At 36.9% G+C, this 17014-nt stretch carries 15 protein-coding genes; all 15 read left to right on the top strand.

Translation table 11 applies throughout. The features are described from left to right. The first annotated feature begins 264 nt into the window (after positions 1-264). On the top strand, positions 265-864 hold the full coding sequence (locus tag ACTBZY_RS05555) for a hypothetical protein (RefSeq protein ID WP_463045346.1): 600 nt from the start codon (positions 265-267) through the stop codon (positions 862-864). A 23-nt stretch (positions 865-887) separates the two neighbouring features. Then, on the top strand, positions 888-1400 hold the full coding sequence (locus tag ACTBZY_RS05550) for a PRC-barrel domain-containing protein (RefSeq protein ID WP_463045345.1): 513 nt from the start codon (positions 888-890) through the stop codon (positions 1398-1400). Between the two features lie 89 nt (positions 1401-1489). Continuing rightward, positions 1490-2260: a PRC-barrel domain-containing protein gene (locus ACTBZY_RS05545; protein WP_463045344.1), complete on the top strand. Its 771-nt coding sequence runs from the start codon at positions 1490-1492 to the stop codon at positions 2258-2260. Between the two features lie 85 nt (positions 2261-2345). Beyond that, the gene (locus ACTBZY_RS05540) at positions 2346-3830 is read left to right on the top strand and encodes a trypsin-like peptidase domain-containing protein (protein WP_463045343.1); all 1485 of its coding nucleotides are present in this window, start codon (positions 2346-2348) and stop codon (positions 3828-3830) included. A 22-nt stretch (positions 3831-3852) separates the two neighbouring features. After that, positions 3853-5001, top strand: coding sequence for a baeRF3 domain-containing protein (locus ACTBZY_RS05535; protein ID WP_463045342.1), 1149 nt, complete (start codon positions 3853-3855; stop codon positions 4999-5001). Between the two features lie 51 nt (positions 5002-5052). Continuing rightward, positions 5053-5367, top strand: a complete 315-nt coding sequence (locus ACTBZY_RS05530; RefSeq protein ID WP_463045341.1) for an HPF/RaiA family ribosome-associated protein — start codon at positions 5053-5055, stop codon at positions 5365-5367. 56 nt (positions 5368-5423) lie between these two features. Then, positions 5424-6422: an NADP-dependent oxidoreductase gene (locus ACTBZY_RS05525; protein ID WP_463045340.1), complete on the top strand. Its 999-nt coding sequence runs from the start codon at positions 5424-5426 to the stop codon at positions 6420-6422. Between the two features lie 314 nt (positions 6423-6736). Beyond that, on the top strand, positions 6737-7606 hold the full coding sequence (locus ACTBZY_RS05520) for a mechanosensitive ion channel family protein (RefSeq protein ID WP_463045339.1): 870 nt from the start codon (positions 6737-6739) through the stop codon (positions 7604-7606). A gap of 316 nt (positions 7607-7922) precedes the next feature. Next, positions 7923-9395, top strand: a complete 1473-nt coding sequence (locus tag ACTBZY_RS05515) for an FMN-binding glutamate synthase family protein (RefSeq protein WP_463045338.1) — start codon at positions 7923-7925, stop codon at positions 9393-9395. A 253-nt stretch (positions 9396-9648) separates the two neighbouring features. Further along, a complete protein-coding gene (locus tag ACTBZY_RS05510; RefSeq protein WP_463045337.1) occupies positions 9649-10950 on the top strand; it encodes an APC family permease in 1302 nt (433 codons plus the stop codon). A 68-nt stretch (positions 10951-11018) separates the two neighbouring features. Next, the gene (gene nhaA, locus ACTBZY_RS05505) at positions 11019-12347 is read left to right on the top strand and encodes a Na+/H+ antiporter NhaA (RefSeq protein ID WP_463045336.1); all 1329 of its coding nucleotides are present in this window, start codon (positions 11019-11021) and stop codon (positions 12345-12347) included. Positions 12348-12517: 170 nt separating this feature from the next. Then, complete coding sequence (locus ACTBZY_RS05500; protein ID WP_463045335.1) at positions 12518-14176, top strand: FAD-dependent oxidoreductase; 1659 nt, start codon at positions 12518-12520, stop codon at positions 14174-14176. Positions 14177-14440: 264 nt separating this feature from the next. Further along, positions 14441-14671, top strand: a complete 231-nt coding sequence (locus tag ACTBZY_RS05495; protein ID WP_463045334.1) for a hypothetical protein — start codon at positions 14441-14443, stop codon at positions 14669-14671. A gap of 71 nt (positions 14672-14742) precedes the next feature. Beyond that, positions 14743-15747, top strand: coding sequence for a type II TA system antitoxin MqsA family protein (locus ACTBZY_RS05490; RefSeq protein ID WP_463045333.1), 1005 nt, complete (start codon positions 14743-14745; stop codon positions 15745-15747). Positions 15748-15939: 192 nt separating this feature from the next. After that, entirely contained in the window at positions 15940-17013 is a 1074-nt protein-coding gene (locus ACTBZY_RS05485; protein WP_463045332.1) for a GmrSD restriction endonuclease domain-containing protein, read from the top strand. Position 17014 lies beyond the last annotated feature (1 nt).

Raw genomic sequence — 17014 nt, 5'->3', positions numbered from 1 at the left:
CTGTTTAAGCGGGATTTTTAGGTTTACACCTTTTTTGTTACCACGCCATATAGCCTTCCCTAAAAATGAAAATTTGATGCATAATAAAATGCTAGGAGCCTTTTAGAAGGAGATAGCAGCGGAGCTTTTGTAAACTTAAAGTCCTGATCTGTCAATGATGTAAGCATCTACAAAAATTGTGTAAATCCTATTCCAAGAAACCTGCCGAACTTTAAATTTTAAATATTTGCAAAAAATAAACTGGACATTCAAATATAAATTATCATGGCAGAAATTAAGATTGAACAAAAGAGAAAGCTTTGGCCTTGGTTACTTTTTAGCCTTCTGGTTGTGTCATTACTGTTTTATTTCCTATTAAATAATGATAATAACAATCAAGATTCGGCAAATGAAGCCCAATCCATTAATCATACTAATGAAAATGATCTAATAGCTGTAAAAGAAAAAAATGCCGTTGTGGTGTCTTATGTAAACTTTATAGATCATAGTAAGGACGAGATGAGTCTAAGCCACGCATATACAAATGATGCTCTACTTAAACTCACCTTGGCTACAAGTGCTATGGCCAACGAGGTCGGCTTTGATGTAAAGGAGAGTTTAGGAAAAGTAGAAAAATATGCAAAAATGATTGTTAAAGACCCGTTTGAAACAACCCACGCAGATAATATTAAAAAGGCAGGTGAGATTTTAAACGATGTATTACAAAACATCCAAAAAGCGAATTACCCAAGCTTAGGAGCTGAGGTTGAAGAATTACAAAGTGCAACAGCATCAATAAAGCCAGGAATACTTACACTTGACCAAAAAGATGCAGTTAAAAATTACTTTTCAAAGGCTTCAGATCTGCTTCAAAAAATGAACTAGTTTATCTTTTAAAGAAATAAAAAATGTCAGTAACAAATAAAAACCTTTTTAATCTTGACGAATTGTCGGATTATCAAGTGGCCGAAAATTATAAAGATGTACGTGGCTGGGAGGTCAAAGACTCAAATAACCGCATCATTGGGAAAGTAGATCATTTGCTAGTAAATAAGACTGCAGAACGTGTGGTTTATCTTGATGTCGAAGTTGATGAAACTTTGATTGAAGAGGGATTCAAAACTTATCAAAATTCTGTTAGCGAGGGCGTCCATGAGTTTCTAAATAAAGAAGGAGAGAATCACTTGATTATTCCTATTGGAATGGTAATTATTGATGAGAAAAACAAATTGGTAAATACCGATCAAATTGACAGCTCGACTTTTGCTAAAACTAAACGATTCAAGAAAGGAGACGCTATAGATTTTGAGAACGAATTAATCTTGCTTCGCCATTACAAGCGAGATCAATCTATTCCGGGTTCGGGTACCTTTGCGAGCTTTTACGAACGTGAAGATTTTAGGAATGATTATTTTATGTAAGATTTAACAGAGCTATTAAATAGATTCTCATTCAGGAAAGAAATGGAGAGGCTGTTTTGAGCAAAATGATAAATCTAAAAAGCAAAATTATGAAACGGAAAATAAAAAGTCTCACTGGTTTTACAATAGGTGCAACAGACGGAATTGTAGGTGAAGTAAAAGAGTTTTACTTTGATGATAAAACTTGGACTATTCGATATTTAATAGTAGAAACTGGAAACTGGCTCTTGGGCAAAAAAATATTGGTGTCGTCAGAGGCTTTACTTACACCCGATTGGGAGAATAAGATTTTCCCAGTGAAGCTTACCTTGGAGCAGATTAAAGGCAGCCCTAACATTGATACTGATATGCCCGTATCAAGACATCAGGAAACCGAGCTATATGGATACTATTCATGGACAAACTATTGGGAAAGCGGAATATGGGCTAGTGGAATAGATAACTCTGGAATGGTGAGTTCCTCCTCATTGCCGCTCAATCATGCTATTCAAAATAAAATACAAGCAGAGGGTAAGGAAAATGAGATAGATCAGCATTTAAGAAGTACTGAAAAGGTAACCGGCTATAGCATTAAAGCTTCTGACGGTGAAATAGGTGATGTTGAAGATTTTATCATAGATGACCAAACTTGGGAAATCAATTTCTTAGTAGTTGATACCGGTAATTGGTTTCCCGGAAAAAAGGTTTTGATATCCCCAAAATGGATCAAGGAAATAAACTGGGAAACGGCTTCGGTGATTGTTGTTTTATCTGAACAACAAGTAAAAAATAGTCCAGAATATATTTACCGTCAAGAGATTAGCAACCATTATGAAAATAGCCTACAGAACTATTATGAAAGATATGATACTGCTAAATAGTCTTTTGTTGTCAATAATTACAACCTTTTAATTGGTGGTAGAACCATTAGAAAACCAACTATGCTTGGAAGTAAATAAAAATGATATGAAAAATAGTTCATTATTGATTTTGGTAATAATACTAATTGGTATAGAAACAAGTTTAGTTAGCTGTTACAATGAAGCCAGCTCAGAAAAGGGTTTCTTTAGTGATACCATTGCTCATTCAGCTATAGAAACTACCCATAAATCACAAGATGAAATGGGAGATTTTGTTACAGCCTCAAAAGCCGTAACTCCTTCTGTAGTGCATATAAAAACAATATACCCAGCTTCAGGAAATGCTACCGGCAATTATAATGAATTATCAGGCAAAAACGGCTTGGCTATGGGTTCCGGTTCTGGGATAATTATTGATGCAGATGGTTATATAGCCACCAATAATCACGTAATAGAAAATGCCTCCAAAATTGAAGTTATACTTCCCGATAAACGTGTATTTACCGCTAAACTGGTTGGACAAGACGCAAATACAGATTTAGCACTATTAAAAGTCAATGCTACTGGGCTGACAACCGTAAAATTTGGAAACTCGGATATCGTAGAAGTAGGCGAATGGGTATTGGCTGTTGGTTACCCTTTCTCACTTAATACAACGGTTACAGCCGGCATAGTAAGTGCAAAAGCACGAAGCATCGGAATTATTAACCGTCAAGAAAGCTATAACACAAATGATAATTCGCAAATCCTGAATTCGGCAGTTGAATCCTTTATTCAAACAGACGCAGCTATAAATCCAGGAAATAGTGGTGGGGCATTGGTAAATCTAAATGGTGAACTTATTGGTATCAATAGTGCAATTGCTTCACAAACTGGCAGTTACGCTGGCTATGCATTTGCCATTCCTGTTAATCTTGCTAAAAAAATATTGGACGATTTAAAAAAATATGGTGAGGTAAAAAGGGGAATATTGGGTGTGTCGTTCCCTTCACCTTCTGCTGAGGATCAATTTTTTAAGCAACAGGGGCTCAACCCATCTACGGTAAAAGGTGTTTATATAACAAGTGTGTTAAATAATAGTGCCGCCTCAGCGGCAGGGCTAAAAGAAGGCGATATAATTCAAAGTGTTGATGGCATTAAAATAACTTCATCAGCAGAATTTTCGGAAAGGATAGCGAGGCATAAACCTGAGGATACAATTAAACTGAGCTATTTACGTAAAGGCACAGTCTATGCTACTTCGGCTACTTTAAAAAGTGATGAATCTACAAAAACCTCAACTAACCTAAACGAATCACTTGAAAATATATATAACAAACTCGGAGCTGGTTTTGCGTCTCTTTCAAGAGAGCAGAAACAACAGTTAAATATCAATTCAGGTGTTGTCGTTACGGAGGTAAAAAGGGGCGGTTTTTTCGACCAAATAGGTATCCCTAAGTATACTATAATTGTATATATAAATGGAAAGCCAGTTGAAACACCAAAAGATATTGATAAGGCTCTCCTTTCTGCACAAAATGGCATTATTCAAATGCTAGCTATCGCTCCTGACGGTTCCAAAGTGATATTCAATTTTTCTTTAGGAACATAAACAACAATATGAAAAACAAATTATGAAAATACTTAGTAAAAAAATGTTGCAAGAACTTCTGACGGTAAACAATGAAACTTGCCTTTCACTTTACATGCCTACGCATCAAAGTCATCCTGAAAACCAACAGGATCCAATAGTTTATAGACATTTACTTAAGGAACTGGAGGAATCATTATTGCAACAATATTCTGAAAATGAGGTCAAACAACATTTACAACCATTAGAATTACTCATAAAGGACGAAGCTTTCTGGAACCATACCACACCTGGAATCGCTATATTTAGTGCACCTGGCGTATTCAAGGTAGTAGGTTTACAAAATAGTTTTAAAGAACTAGCGATTGTTGCTAATAGCTTTTATACAAAACCACTCCGTCAATATTTACAAACCACAGACCGCTATCAAGTGTTAGGTCTAAGCCTCGACAGGATTCAGCTTTTTGAAGGTAACAGGCACTCATTGGTAGAAATTTCATTACCTGATGATATGCCAAAAAACCTTACAGAAGTACTGGGCAAGGAAGTGACTGAAAAACATACTACCGTTGCATCCTATGGCGGTGTGGGTAATGGAAGCATGCACCATGGTGATGGAGGAGTAAAAGATCAGATAGATAATGATACAGAGAAGTTTTTCCGTTTTATAAGTGAAGAAATATTTGAAACTTTTTCTAAGCCTACCGAGCTACCTCTTATATTGGCGGCCTTGCCCGAGCATCATAACCTTTTCCATGAGGTTAGCAATAATCCCTTTCTTTTAAAAGAAGGCATCCTTAAAAATCCGGAAAGTTTATCCATTGATAACCTAGTGAAAATGGCTTGGGAAGTGATGGAACCTGTGTACTTACTAAAAGTGATAACCCTTTCAGAAGAATTTGCTCAGGCCAAAGCGAATAATAAGGGTACCGATGATATGGAAACAGCTTTCAAAGCAATGGCAGAAGGTAAGGTAGCTACAATACTTATTGAGGCCGGTCGGATTATACCGGGTAAAGCTATAAATAGCAATTCAGCTTCTATTGAAAATGGAGTTATTAATAAGCTCGAAACAGACGACCAGTTGGATGACATAGCCGATATGGCAAAAAAGAATGGATCCGACGTTTTAATTATCCCAAAGCAAGATATGCCTTCTAAAACGGGGTTGGCAGCAATATTTCGATATTAAGAATTAAATCGGTAGAGATCCTATTTCAGATTTACAAATCAAAAAACAATTATGACAGTTCAATTTAATACCGACAAAACCATAAGTGGTAAGGAAGAAGACACCGCTCCATTTATAGCTCAGATAAATAATGAGCTAAGCAGGTTTAGTTCTCACATATCAAGAATAGAAGTACATCTTTCTGACGAAAATGGAAATAAAACAGGACAGAACGACATACACTGTATGATTGAAGCCCGGCAAGAAGGAAAGCAACCCATTGCTGTCACTAGCCAAGCTGATACTGCAGAAGAGGCAGTATCAGATGCAGTTGATAAATTAACAGCTTCCCTTAAAACTATCGCAGGTAAGGAAAAGAACTATTAAGACACATTTATTAGAGTGAAAAATTCGCACAATTTTCAAATTTTAAATTAAAAAAAATGACCACAAAACAAATTACATTAGCATCCAGGCCAGTGGGCTTCCCTACGCTAGAAAATTTCAAATTGGAAAATGTTGAATTACCGAGTATCCTTAAAGATGAAATACTATTAGAAGGAATGTATTATTCTGTAGATCCTTACATGAGAGGCCGCATGAATGATGCTAAATCTTATGTACCTCCATTTGAAATTGGAAAACCACTAAGTGGTGGCGTAGTGGCAAAAGTAATAGAAAGTAAATCGGGCAATTTTAAAATAGGAGACGTAGTAAGCGGAAACCTGCCTTGGCGAACCAACGTAATTGCAGCGGAAAAGGATATTCAGAGGATAGATACAAATATTGCTCCGGCAAGTTACTATCTCAGCATATTAGGCATGACGGGGCTTACTGCTTATTTTGGATTGATGAATATAGGCAAACCCAAAGCAGGCGAAACTGTTGTAGTGTCGGGTGCTGCTGGTGCAGTGGGCTTAGTAGTAGGCCAAATTGCTAAGATAAATGGCTGCCATGTAGTGGGTATAGCTGGCACTGACGAAAAAGTTAAATCACTAAAAGAAGAGTTTGGTTTTGATGATGCCATTAATTACAAAACAAATCCTGACATTAAAAAAGCCATCGCAGCGGCTTGTCCAAAAGGAGTAGATATTTATTTTGACAATGTTGGCGGAGAAATTTCCGATGCAGTTATTAGCAATATTAACTTTCATGCGAGGATTCCACTCTGTGGGCAAATAGCCTTATACAACAGCACAGAAATCCCAATGGGACCAAGATTGCAACCTATGCTATTAACTCGAAGTGTATTAATGCAGGGATTTATAGTAAGCAACTTTCAATCTGATTTTCCGCAAGGTCATAAGGAGTTGGCAAAATGGGTAAAAGAAGGCATGTTGAAATTTTCTGAAACCATAGAGCATGGGTTTGAAAAACTGCCAGAAGCACTTCTGGGTCTATTTAAAGGAGATAATACTGGAAAGATGATTGTAGAGGCTTAGTAGACTATTTGAGTCCAGTTTAATTGAGTTATTAAGCTTTTTAGGTGTAAAAGGCTTCATATAAATGTGAAAATCTAATGCAAACAAGAGAGACCGCAAATGCATGAAGCCTACTGCAAAGAAATAGCCATCGAGACACTTTGAAATACAAGCTGATGCTGCTATTGGGGTCCCAAAAACTCAAAAGTTGAACTCCATTATTTCCTGAATAAAGATTTACATTTTAAGGATTTCGAAATTGGCTTTTAACCGCTGGTAAGATAAGGGATACTGGAAAATAGGCATTTTGGTAAGCCCAATTAAAATCAACAAAAATGGAAGAAAAAATTATGAAGTGGACAGAGTTTATCTTCCCATGGCTTTTAACACATGGACTAAAAATCTTGTTTATTATCATTGGTACGTACATTCTAAATAGATTTTTAAAACGTTCCATTGACAAAATGGTAAGAGTTGCTGTCGTTTCCGACAAGTATTTGTCAAAAGATGCTGAAGAAAAAAGAGAAGACACACTCATAAGCATTTTCACATGGACAAGCCGAATAATAATTTTGATTGTCACGGTATTGATGATTTTACAGGAATTCGGAATCCCGACTGGTCCCATATTGGCTGGTGCTGGAATCATCGGATTAGCTGTTGGGTTTGGTGGGCAATATCTTATTCGAGATATTATTTCCGGCTTTTTTATTATTCTGGAAAATCAATATCGTATAGGGGATGTGGTTATCATTGAAGACACAAGTGGATTGATAGAGGACATTAGTTTGCGAATGACAACATTAAGGGATCTGGATGGAACAGTTCATCATATTCCCCATGGTGAAATTAAAAAGGTATCAAATCTTTCAAAAGATTTTGCAAGGGTAAACTTGAACATTGGAATAGGCTATAACTCTAATTTAGAGCATGTAATAAAAATAGTTAACAAAATAGGTGATGAATTGTCCCAAGACCCTCAATGGAAAGAACTTATAATTAAACCTCCTCAGTTTTTACGGGTGGATGACTTTGCAGATTCTTCCATTGTACTAAAGATTCTTGGAGAAACTCAACCACTTAAACAATGGGAAGTAACTGGAGAGCTTAGAAAAAGGATTAAAATCGTTTTTGATAAAGAAGGGATTGAAATCCCATTCCCACAAAGGGTTATTCATCAGGTTAAAGAATCTGAAACACTATGAGATAATGAACTGTTAAATCCGGTTTATGCATTGGAGAATCGCAATGAGTTTTAAAGTGGGATAAATCAGACATTTAAACGAGATTAGCATAGCGGTTTACCCTGAGCTAATCTGGTGATTGAGTTCAAACTGATTTGAAGCAATTTAGCTACGGTCCCGATAAAATCGGGAGATTTTCTAATGAATAGAGCGGGTTGAACAAATGACGGGTTTTGCTCCATCCATGGCAAAATTGATTGTGAATGGAAAATTCACAGAAATAGTAGATACGACGAAGAGCGATGTAAACTATTTGCGGGAATTATTATAAATCATTATGAAGAAAGCTATTAAGTTCACATTTATCTCCATGTTTATTTTTGCCGTTCTCATCGGTATTATTTTGTGGCCTTTACCTGGTTTTCTTGTTTTTGTAGTATTGCTGGTGATACTGGGATTCTATGATTTATTTCAGAAAAAACATACGATACTCAGAAACTTTCCAATAATTGGTCATGTGCGATACTTATTAGAAATGATTGGTCCTGAGATTCATCAATATTTTGTAGAATCCAATACTGAAGGCAAACCCATTGATAAGAATCACCGCACTTACATTTATGAACGAGCCAAAGAGCAAACCCAAACACACCCTTTTGGCACTGAGCTTAATGTATATGCTGATGATTATAAATGGATGCAACACAGCAACTATCCCGCAAAGAAAATGGATACACCACCTCGGGTAGTCATAGGTGGGAAAGATTGCCAACGACCTTACAGTGCTAGTCTTTTCAATATTTCAGCCATGAGTTTTGGAGCTTTGAGTAATAATGCCATTGAAGCATTAAACAAAGGTGCAAAAGCGGGCAATTTTTTTCACGATACAGGCGAAGGGGGAATATCAATATACCATTTACAAGGTGGAGATTTAGTGTGGGAAATCGGTACAGGTTACTTTGGTTGTCGAAATTCTAATGGAAATTTTGATGCAGAAAAATTCAAAGAAAAGGCAAATTGGGAGCAGGTTAAAATGATTGAAATCAAAATATCTCAAGGTGCAAAACCAGGACATGGAGGAGTACTTCCCGCTACTAAAAATAATGAGGAAATTGCTAAAATAAGAGGCATAACACCACATATAGCCGTGCTCTCACCTCCCGGGCATTCTACTTTTAGTGATGCTGTAGGCCTATTGAAGTTTGTTCAGCAATTGAGAGAATTATCTAGCGGTAAACCTGTTGGATTTAAGCTTGCCATAGGAAGTAAACAGGAGTTTATAGAAATATGTCAAAAAATGGTTGAAACAGGTATACAACCAGATTTTATAACCGTGGATGGTGCGGAAGGTGGCACGGGTGCTGCTCCAATAGATTTCTCAAACTACGTAGGTATGCCTTGGGAAGATGCATTGATTTTCGTTGTCGATACCCTTAAAGCATACAATCTCAAAAAAGAAATAAAAGTTATTACTGCTACCAAGATATTTACAGCTTTTGACATTTTCAAAGCCCTTTGTATCGGGGCTGATGTCTGTAATTCTGCCCGAGGTATGATGCTAGCCTTAGGCTGTATCCAGGCTCTTAAATGCAACACTAATGAATGTCCTACTGGAGTAGCCACAAATAATCCAAAATTTGTGAGAGGTTTGGTGGTTTCTGAAAAATGGAAAAGAGTCAGAAATTACCAAAAAAACATATTGGAAGATTTTTTGGAATTATTGGCTGCATCGGGCTGTCATTCACTTGAAGAAATGAACAGAAGTTTAATTTTTAAAATGGTGGACAAAGAATGGCTTTCTTATGCATGAAAATGCTCGCTATAATTGCGGTACGAGTCAAAGCAGCGATGTCTTATTCTAACTGAAAAAATCAGAAGTCGCGGAATAAAACCTCCACGTTTTCAAATACTAAAGGTTTGACCACTAATGATTTTACAATAAAGACTTTGTAAGGAAGTAAATGCATAAGAGCTAACTTACCAAGCGGATAGATCAATCATAATTAAAAAATGGAAAAGCTATTCCCTTGCTGCATACATGAAGATTAAAATCCAAAACAAAAATGGACAATTACAAAAAAGATAGTTTAACACTAAAAGGTGCCGTGGCTCTTGGCACCGGTGTGATGATTGGAGCTGGAATTTTTGCATTATTAGGTCAGGTAGCCGAATTATCCGGAACTTGGTTTCCCTATATCTTTATCATCGGAGCCATCATTTCTGGTTTCAGCTCTTACGCTTACATTAAGGTGTCTAATGCTTACCCATCTGCTGGAGGCATTGCCATGATTTTAATGAAAGCTTATGGCAAAACAACACTAACTGCAGCGGCTTCTGTGTTGATGGCACTTTCCATGATTATAAATGAAAGCTTAGTGGCAAGAACCTTTGGGACTTATACTTTGCAGCTTTTTGATATGGAGATGAATTCCCTTTGGGTGCCGGCATTAGGTGTTGCTTTATTGATATTTGCCTATATTATAAATGTCTCGGGAAATAGGGTTATTGGAAAAACTTCCCAGTTTATGGCATTTATTAAAATCGTAGGCATTATTGTGTTTGCTATTGGCGGACTTTGGGCAGCCCATTTCTCTTTAGGCGATATGCTGCCTTCTTCTAACGATACCCAAAATTATTCGGCTGCAAGTTTTATAGGGGCTATTGCACTTTCCATCTTGGCCTATAAAGGATTTACCACGATTACAAATAGCGGAGGCGAAATCACCAAGCCGCACAAAAATGTAAGAAGGTCAATTATAATTTCCTTACTCATTTGCACGGTAGTCTATTTTTTAGTTGCCATTTCGGTAAATGCGAGTCTTTCAATCACTGAAATAGTCAAGGCAAAAGATTACTCTTTAGCAGAAGCAGCAAGGCCTGCTTTTGGAAATTTTGGGCTTTATTTTACAGTAGGAATAGCCATTATAGCAACCATTTCGGGCGTAATTGCCAGCATTTTTGCGGTTTCGCGTATGACCGCCATGTTAACTGAAATGAAGCTTATACCGCACAGCCATTTCGGAATGTCTGGAAGTGTACAAAAACACATGTTAATCTATGTTGTGGTTATTGCCATTACCTTAACCATTTTCTTTGACCTATCACGAATTGCTTCCATTGGAGCAATATTTTATTTGGTGATGGACATGATTGTTCATTGGGGTGTGTTTAAACATTTGAGAAAAGATGTAAATGCCAATGGCATCATATTGATATCAGCATTAGTACTTGACTTCATTGTATTAAGTGCTTTTTTATGGGTCAAAGCCAGTTCTGACATTTTTGTGGTTATTGTTTCAGCCATCGGAGTAATTCTGGTTTTTGCTGGCGAAAAATGGTTTTTATATTGGAAAGGAAGTGATTAATTAGGACTATAAGAAGAACATCACAATGTCGTGTAAACGATTCTAGTTAGAAGGATTAGATTTAGAAAATGACGAGAAAAAAGACCAAAGAAATAGCAAACATAGTTTTAAGTCCATTCGAGCGATTCTTGGAAAAACAATCGTCGGCTGGAATATTATTGTTGGTAGCGGCCATAATTGCCATAATATGGAGCAATTCATCTTATGCAGATGTGTATTTCGATATTTGGGATTACGAGTTAGCTTTAGGTATTGGGTTTTTTCGAGTGTCAGAATCTTTGCTTCATTGGGTCAATGATGGACTAATGGCCATATTCTTTTTTGTGGTTGGCTTGGAAATCAAACGTGAAGTTTTGGCTGGGGAATTGTCCTCTATAAAGGATGTGGTTTTGCCCTTAAGTGCGGCCATTGGAGGTATGCTGGTGCCTGCCATCATCTTTTTATTAGTGGTCGGAAATACTGAAATGGCCAAAGGTTGGGGCATTCCCATGGCCACCGATATCGCCTTTAGCTTGGGAATACTAAGTCTTTTAGGCCCTAAAGTGCCCATTGGGCTAAAAGTATTTCTTACCGCCCTCGCTATTGTGGATGATATTGGAGCTATACTCATTATCGCATTTTTTTATAGCAACGATATCCAATGGGTGTATCTTCAGGCAGCTGCTGGTTTGTTTGTGATGTTACTTGTCTTTAATTATTTTGATCTCCGCATGTTAACACTGTATATCTTCATAGGTTTCTTTGCGTGGTTTTGCTTTCTAAAATCTGGGGTACATCCCACAGTAGCTGGTGTGCTCATTGCTCTAACCATTCCAGCTAAGCGAAAAATAAGAATGGATGATTTTATTGAGGAAACTAAAACTAGCTTAACACAATTCGAAAATGCTGAATGGCCAGATTCTTATGTTGTGTTGGGGGAAAAACAGATTTCAGCGGTTGACCACATCGCAAAAAGTGTTAAAAAAGTACAGTCGCCCGTCCAAAGTTTAGAAAACTCTCTGAGTGATTTCACTGCCAATCTAGTGATGCCCATATTTGCATTGGCCAATGCATCCATAGTCATTGCTGGAAATGAATTTAATCTATTGGACAAAGTAACCTTGGCTGCAGGACTCGGTTTATTAGTAGGAAAGGTTTTGGGCGTCAGTTTGTTTTCCTGGCTTAGTGTTCGTCTGGGATGGGCAAAATTACCTGCCGGTGTTAATTGGACACAGGTAATAGGTGTCGGTTTTTTGGCAGGTATAGGATTTACCATGTCTTTATTTATAACAAATTTAGCCTATACAGATGCGGGTGTAATAAACGCTTCTAAAATAGGCATAGTAGTGGGTTCCATTGTAGCAGGAACCATAGGTTTTGTTATCCTAAAAATCAATTTTAGGAAACGCCCTATTTAGGGTAAAAATAATTCTGAAAGTAATTGGTACGTGATGCTTTAGCCTGAAAGTGCAACACCGAAATCCGAACGGTTTACCAAATGGAAGCTAGAAGAAAAAATACTGTAAATTTGGGTAGCCATTGTCATATGACTAATCATACTTTTTTTTCAATAGCCAAAAAACATTACATGAAAACAAACCTTATATCGGTAATCCTCTTCACGGGAATCCTCTTCTCATGTGCCACAAAAAAACCAAACATGACCGACGTGGTTATTTATGGTGGAACTTCGGCAGGTGTATCTGCCGCCATTGAAACGGCACGACTTGGGAAATCTGTGATATTAATAGAACCAACGAATCGTCTGGGAGGACTAACCACAGGAGGATTGGGTCAAACAGACATTGGCAATAAACAGGTAATTGGGGGCATAGCCCGTGAGTTTTATCAAAACATCAGAGAACATTACCAAGATTCTACCAATTGGGTTTGGCAAAACAAGTCTGAATATAAAGATGGAGGCCAAACCACCACCGCAAGCCATGAGGATGCCATGTGGACTTTTGAGCCTTCAGTTGCATTGAAAATTTTTCATGAAATGACACACGACCTCGACATTAAAATTATATACAAACAAAGACTCGACAGAAACTTAGACGTACAAAAAAACGGTGCCGCCATTGAGTGCATTACTATGGAATCTGGAGAAAAATATTGTGGTAAAATGTTTATTGATGCCACCTATGAGGGCGACCTCTTGGCAGCTGCAGGCGTAACATACACCATAGGAAGAGAAGCCAATGCACAATATGGAGAATCATTAAACGGCATCCAGGCCAATGACACCAGCAGAACACTCACTGGCGTTTTATCTAGAAATGGGATAAATCATAATTTTGTGGCGAGTGTGGACCCTTACACCAGAGCCGGAGACCCATCTTCTGGACTACTTTCTGGAATTAACATCATAGAAGATGAAGATGGAAGTGGAGATAATAAAATACAATCCTATTGCTTCCGCATGTGCCTCACAGACCATCCTGAGAACAGAATTCCTTTTAAAAAACCTGCCAATTATAATGAGCAAGATTATGAATTGCTCTTTCGAAATTATGAAGCAGGATACGCCCGAATACCTTGGATAAACAGCCAAATGCCCAACAGAAAAACGGACTCAAATAACAGAGATGGTTTTTCTACTGATTTTATAGGACAGAATTATGCTTACCCAGAAGCTAGCTATGCAGAGAGAGAGCACATAGTGACCAAACACCGCGACTATCAGCAAGGTCTCATGTGGAGTTTGGCAAATCACCCAAGAATACCAGAAGACATTAGAAAGGAAGTAAGCAGATGGGGCACCTCAAAAGATGAGTTTGAGCGGGAAGATGGCTGGCAGCAACAGCTTTACATTAGAGAAGCCAGAAGAATGATAGCAGATGTGGTGATGAACCAAAAACACTGTGAGGGCATAGAAAAGGTGCAAGATGCAGTGGGTATGGCTGCATATGGCATGGACTCCCATCATATACAGCGTTATATAAATGCCAAAGGCCATGCCTCAAACGAAGGGAATGTGGAAGCTCATGTGAAAGCCCCTTTTCCTATAAGTTATCGCTCCATAGTCCCTAAAAAAGAAGAAGCATCTAATCTGCTGGTGCCTGTTTGCCTGAGTGCAACCCACATAGCCTTTGGGTCTATACGTATGGAGCCTGTATTTATGGTGCTGGGACAAAGTGCCGCCATTATAGCCTCACTGGCCATAGAAGAAAACAAAGCGGTGCAAGATTTGACCTATGGTAAGATTAAAAGTAGGCTCTTAGATAAAAAACAAGTGTTGAAATAAAAATCTTCCAATTTCTAATTAGCCATTTACCGAATAATAAGTTTTCTAATTTCAATGGGGACTTTAATTAGAGGTTAATTGTAAATATTTCCAAAATATTTCAAGTTTATTAATATCACTATAAGGTTTATATTTTCGTCCAAACACCATATTTTACAACTTTATAGTTGATTTCAAAAACAAATATGCACCTTTACAGTATCAAACCTAATTATGAGCAAAGAAGAAGTGGTTGATTAATTCTTAAAGGACTTCAAAGAAAAGATGAAGTTTAGGGATGTACTCTTTCGCGACGATAGAGGCAAAAATGCACAAGCTTTGGCAGACTTAGAAATCCGACCTATTGACCGAAAGAAAGTTTTAGAATCACTAAAGGCCAAAGATTATATCGAAGGGCCGCTTGAAGAAAAACTTTACGGAGGTGCTGATATGTGGGTGTTTGGTAAAGCTGTCAAGAAAAAAGAAGTATATATCAAATCACTATGGGTATCGTGAGCTTTGCTGTTATCTGCATCTCTTTTCATCTGGCAGAGCATAAAATGAAATATCCTCTAAAATAATACGAATTGAAAAGTCCAATTACGGGAAAGGAAATGACACTGACCAAAGAACAACGGTCAATGGAACTTAGAAAGGAAACATTTGAAATTGTTTTTCATTATTTCAAATGTGAAGATAGTGGAGAACAATTTACCAATACGTCCACAGATGAAGTGAATATAAATCAGTTATATAACCAATACCGAGCCAAATTCAACATTCCTTTTCCTGACGAAATAATAGGCATTAGAGAAAAGTACGGATTAGCCGCCGCCAAGATGTCCGAAATTTTAGGGCTTGGCGTAAACACTTATAGGCAATACGAAACTGGTGAAATACCAAGCACCGCCAATGCCAAATTGATTCAGATGGCTGAAGACCCTAAAAGGTTTATCGACATGGTAGAACTATCGGGTACATTGGAAGAAAAACTAAAAGAAAAGTATATTCAGAAAGCACAATTATTGGTAGAAGAAAGAAAACGAAATATTTTCAATCTCAATTTTAAAGAATATTTATTGGGCCACCATCTAGCCGATATTTACTCTGGCTATAGAAACCCAAACTTTGATAAATTCACCGAAATGGTAGTCTATTTTTCGGACAAAGTACAGCCTCATAAAACCAAAATGAACAAGCTGTTATTTTATGCGGATTTTTTAATGTTCAAACAAAGCTGTTTTTCTATTAGTGGTGTAAGGTACAAAGCCATAGAAATGGGCCCAGTTCCAACCAATTTTCAAAGTATTTTTGAATATCTAGCCAATAATAAAGTAATAGACATTGACACCAAAGAATTCCCTCAAGGATATACTGGCGAACAATTTAAAGCAAGACCCGACAGAGCATTTAATGCCGATTTATTTTCTGAATCAGAATTAGAAGTTTTAGAGAAAGTATCAATGGCTTTTAAATCCACTAACACAAAAGACATGATAGAACAAACGCATTTGGGAGAAGCTTGGAAAGAAAACGCAAAAGACAAAAGCATCATTAGTTATACCTACGCATTTGAATTAAATCAGACTTAATAAATACCGCCTACTTATCTAATGCCCAGCCAATACCGAATAATAAATAAAATGCTTTTCTCTAGGGCTTTTTGAAAGAGGAATTCTTTGATTTCTTAACTTACGGAGTGATAGATGCAATTGTACAATTAACAGAAAAAGGGGAAACACTTTTCACTTATTTATAAGGAATTACATTAAAAATAAGCAAATATGAAGGATGAAGATTTAGAATTAGAAATAGAAGAAACTATTGAAGACGAAGCGGTTTATCAAACTTTCGATATTGCAACATATCCCTCGGATTTTACACTTAAAGGAATCGTAAATATGTGGAATGAGGGAGGCATAACTATACCAGACTTCCAAAGAGAATTTGTATGGTCAATTAAACAGTCATCATTACTCATTGAATCTTTTCTTTTAGGATTACCAGTCCCACCAGTATTCTTCTATATTGATGAAGAAAACTCAAACCTCGTGATTGATGGGCAGCAAAGGATTCTAAGCACTGTATACTTTTTTAATGGTTTTTTTGGCAATGAAAATACAAAAGGCCGTAAGCAGGTTTTTAGATTATCAGGCTTAAACGAACTTAGTCCGTATTACAAAAAAACTTATGAAGAATTAGGAGATTCAGATAGGAGAAAACTTGATAACACGGTCCTTAGAGCAATTAACATTCGCCAATTAACGCCAAAAGGAGAAAGTACCAGTATGTATCACATATTTGAACGATTGAATACAGGAGGTACACCTTTAAAATCACAAGAAATTAGAAATGTAGTTTTTAGAGGCGACTTTGTCAATATTCTAAGGGAACTTAATAAAGATAAAAATTGGAGGTTGATTCTAGGAAGCAAAAACGTAAATAAACATCAAACAGACGTAGAGTTAGTACTTAGACTGTTTGCTTTATATACAAGAATGGCGGACTATGAGAAACCAATGAAAGAATTTTTGAATGTGTCCATGAAACAGAATCAAAATGGAGATACAAAATCTGTGAAAGAGTTTAGTGATAGGTTTATAAAGACGACTAAATATTTAAGTGAAACTTTAGGCGAAAAGCCATTTCATCTAAGAACTCGATTAAGTTCTTCAACATTAGATTCAGTAATGGTCTCGATGATGAAAAATTTAAATAAAATTCCAGAAAATTTTAATATGAAGTATAATGAAATGATTTTGACTAAAAAATTAGAAGAACTAACAACAATTGGTACGACTGACCCATCAGTAATCAGGGAAAGATTTGATTTCGTTAACGGGCATTTATTTAATTGAA

The sequence above is a fragment of the Arcticibacterium sp. genome (assembly GCF_055134445.1).
Note: the sequence above shows the minus strand (reverse complement) of the source record. Positions and strands in the feature narration are given on the sequence as shown.

Coding starts and splice junctions, on each gene's coding strand:
- ACTBZY_RS05525 (WP_463045340.1), top strand. CDS start 5,424: ATGACCACAAAACAAATTACATTAGCATCCAGGCCAGTGGGCTTCCCT.
- ACTBZY_RS05540 (WP_463045343.1), top strand. CDS start 2,346: ATGAAAAATAGTTCATTATTGATTTTGGTAATAATACTAATTGGTATA.
- ACTBZY_RS05530 (WP_463045341.1), top strand. CDS start 5,053: ATGACAGTTCAATTTAATACCGACAAAACCATAAGTGGTAAGGAAGAA.
- ACTBZY_RS05520 (WP_463045339.1), top strand. CDS start 6,737: ATGGAAGAAAAAATTATGAAGTGGACAGAGTTTATCTTCCCATGGCTT.
- ACTBZY_RS05485 (WP_463045332.1), top strand. CDS start 15,940: ATGAAGGATGAAGATTTAGAATTAGAAATAGAAGAAACTATTGAAGAC.
- ACTBZY_RS05555 (WP_463045346.1), top strand. CDS start 265: ATGGCAGAAATTAAGATTGAACAAAAGAGAAAGCTTTGGCCTTGGTTA.
- ACTBZY_RS05500 (WP_463045335.1), top strand. CDS start 12,518: ATGAAAACAAACCTTATATCGGTAATCCTCTTCACGGGAATCCTCTTC.
- ACTBZY_RS05550 (WP_463045345.1), top strand. CDS start 888: ATGTCAGTAACAAATAAAAACCTTTTTAATCTTGACGAATTGTCGGAT.
- ACTBZY_RS05515 (WP_463045338.1), top strand. CDS start 7,923: ATGAAGAAAGCTATTAAGTTCACATTTATCTCCATGTTTATTTTTGCC.
- nhaA (WP_463045336.1), top strand. CDS start 11,019: ATGACGAGAAAAAAGACCAAAGAAATAGCAAACATAGTTTTAAGTCCA.
- ACTBZY_RS05535 (WP_463045342.1), top strand. CDS start 3,853: ATGAAAATACTTAGTAAAAAAATGTTGCAAGAACTTCTGACGGTAAAC.
- ACTBZY_RS05495 (WP_463045334.1), top strand. CDS start 14,441: ATGAAGTTTAGGGATGTACTCTTTCGCGACGATAGAGGCAAAAATGCA.
- ACTBZY_RS05545 (WP_463045344.1), top strand. CDS start 1,490: ATGAAACGGAAAATAAAAAGTCTCACTGGTTTTACAATAGGTGCAACA.
- ACTBZY_RS05510 (WP_463045337.1), top strand. CDS start 9,649: ATGGACAATTACAAAAAAGATAGTTTAACACTAAAAGGTGCCGTGGCT.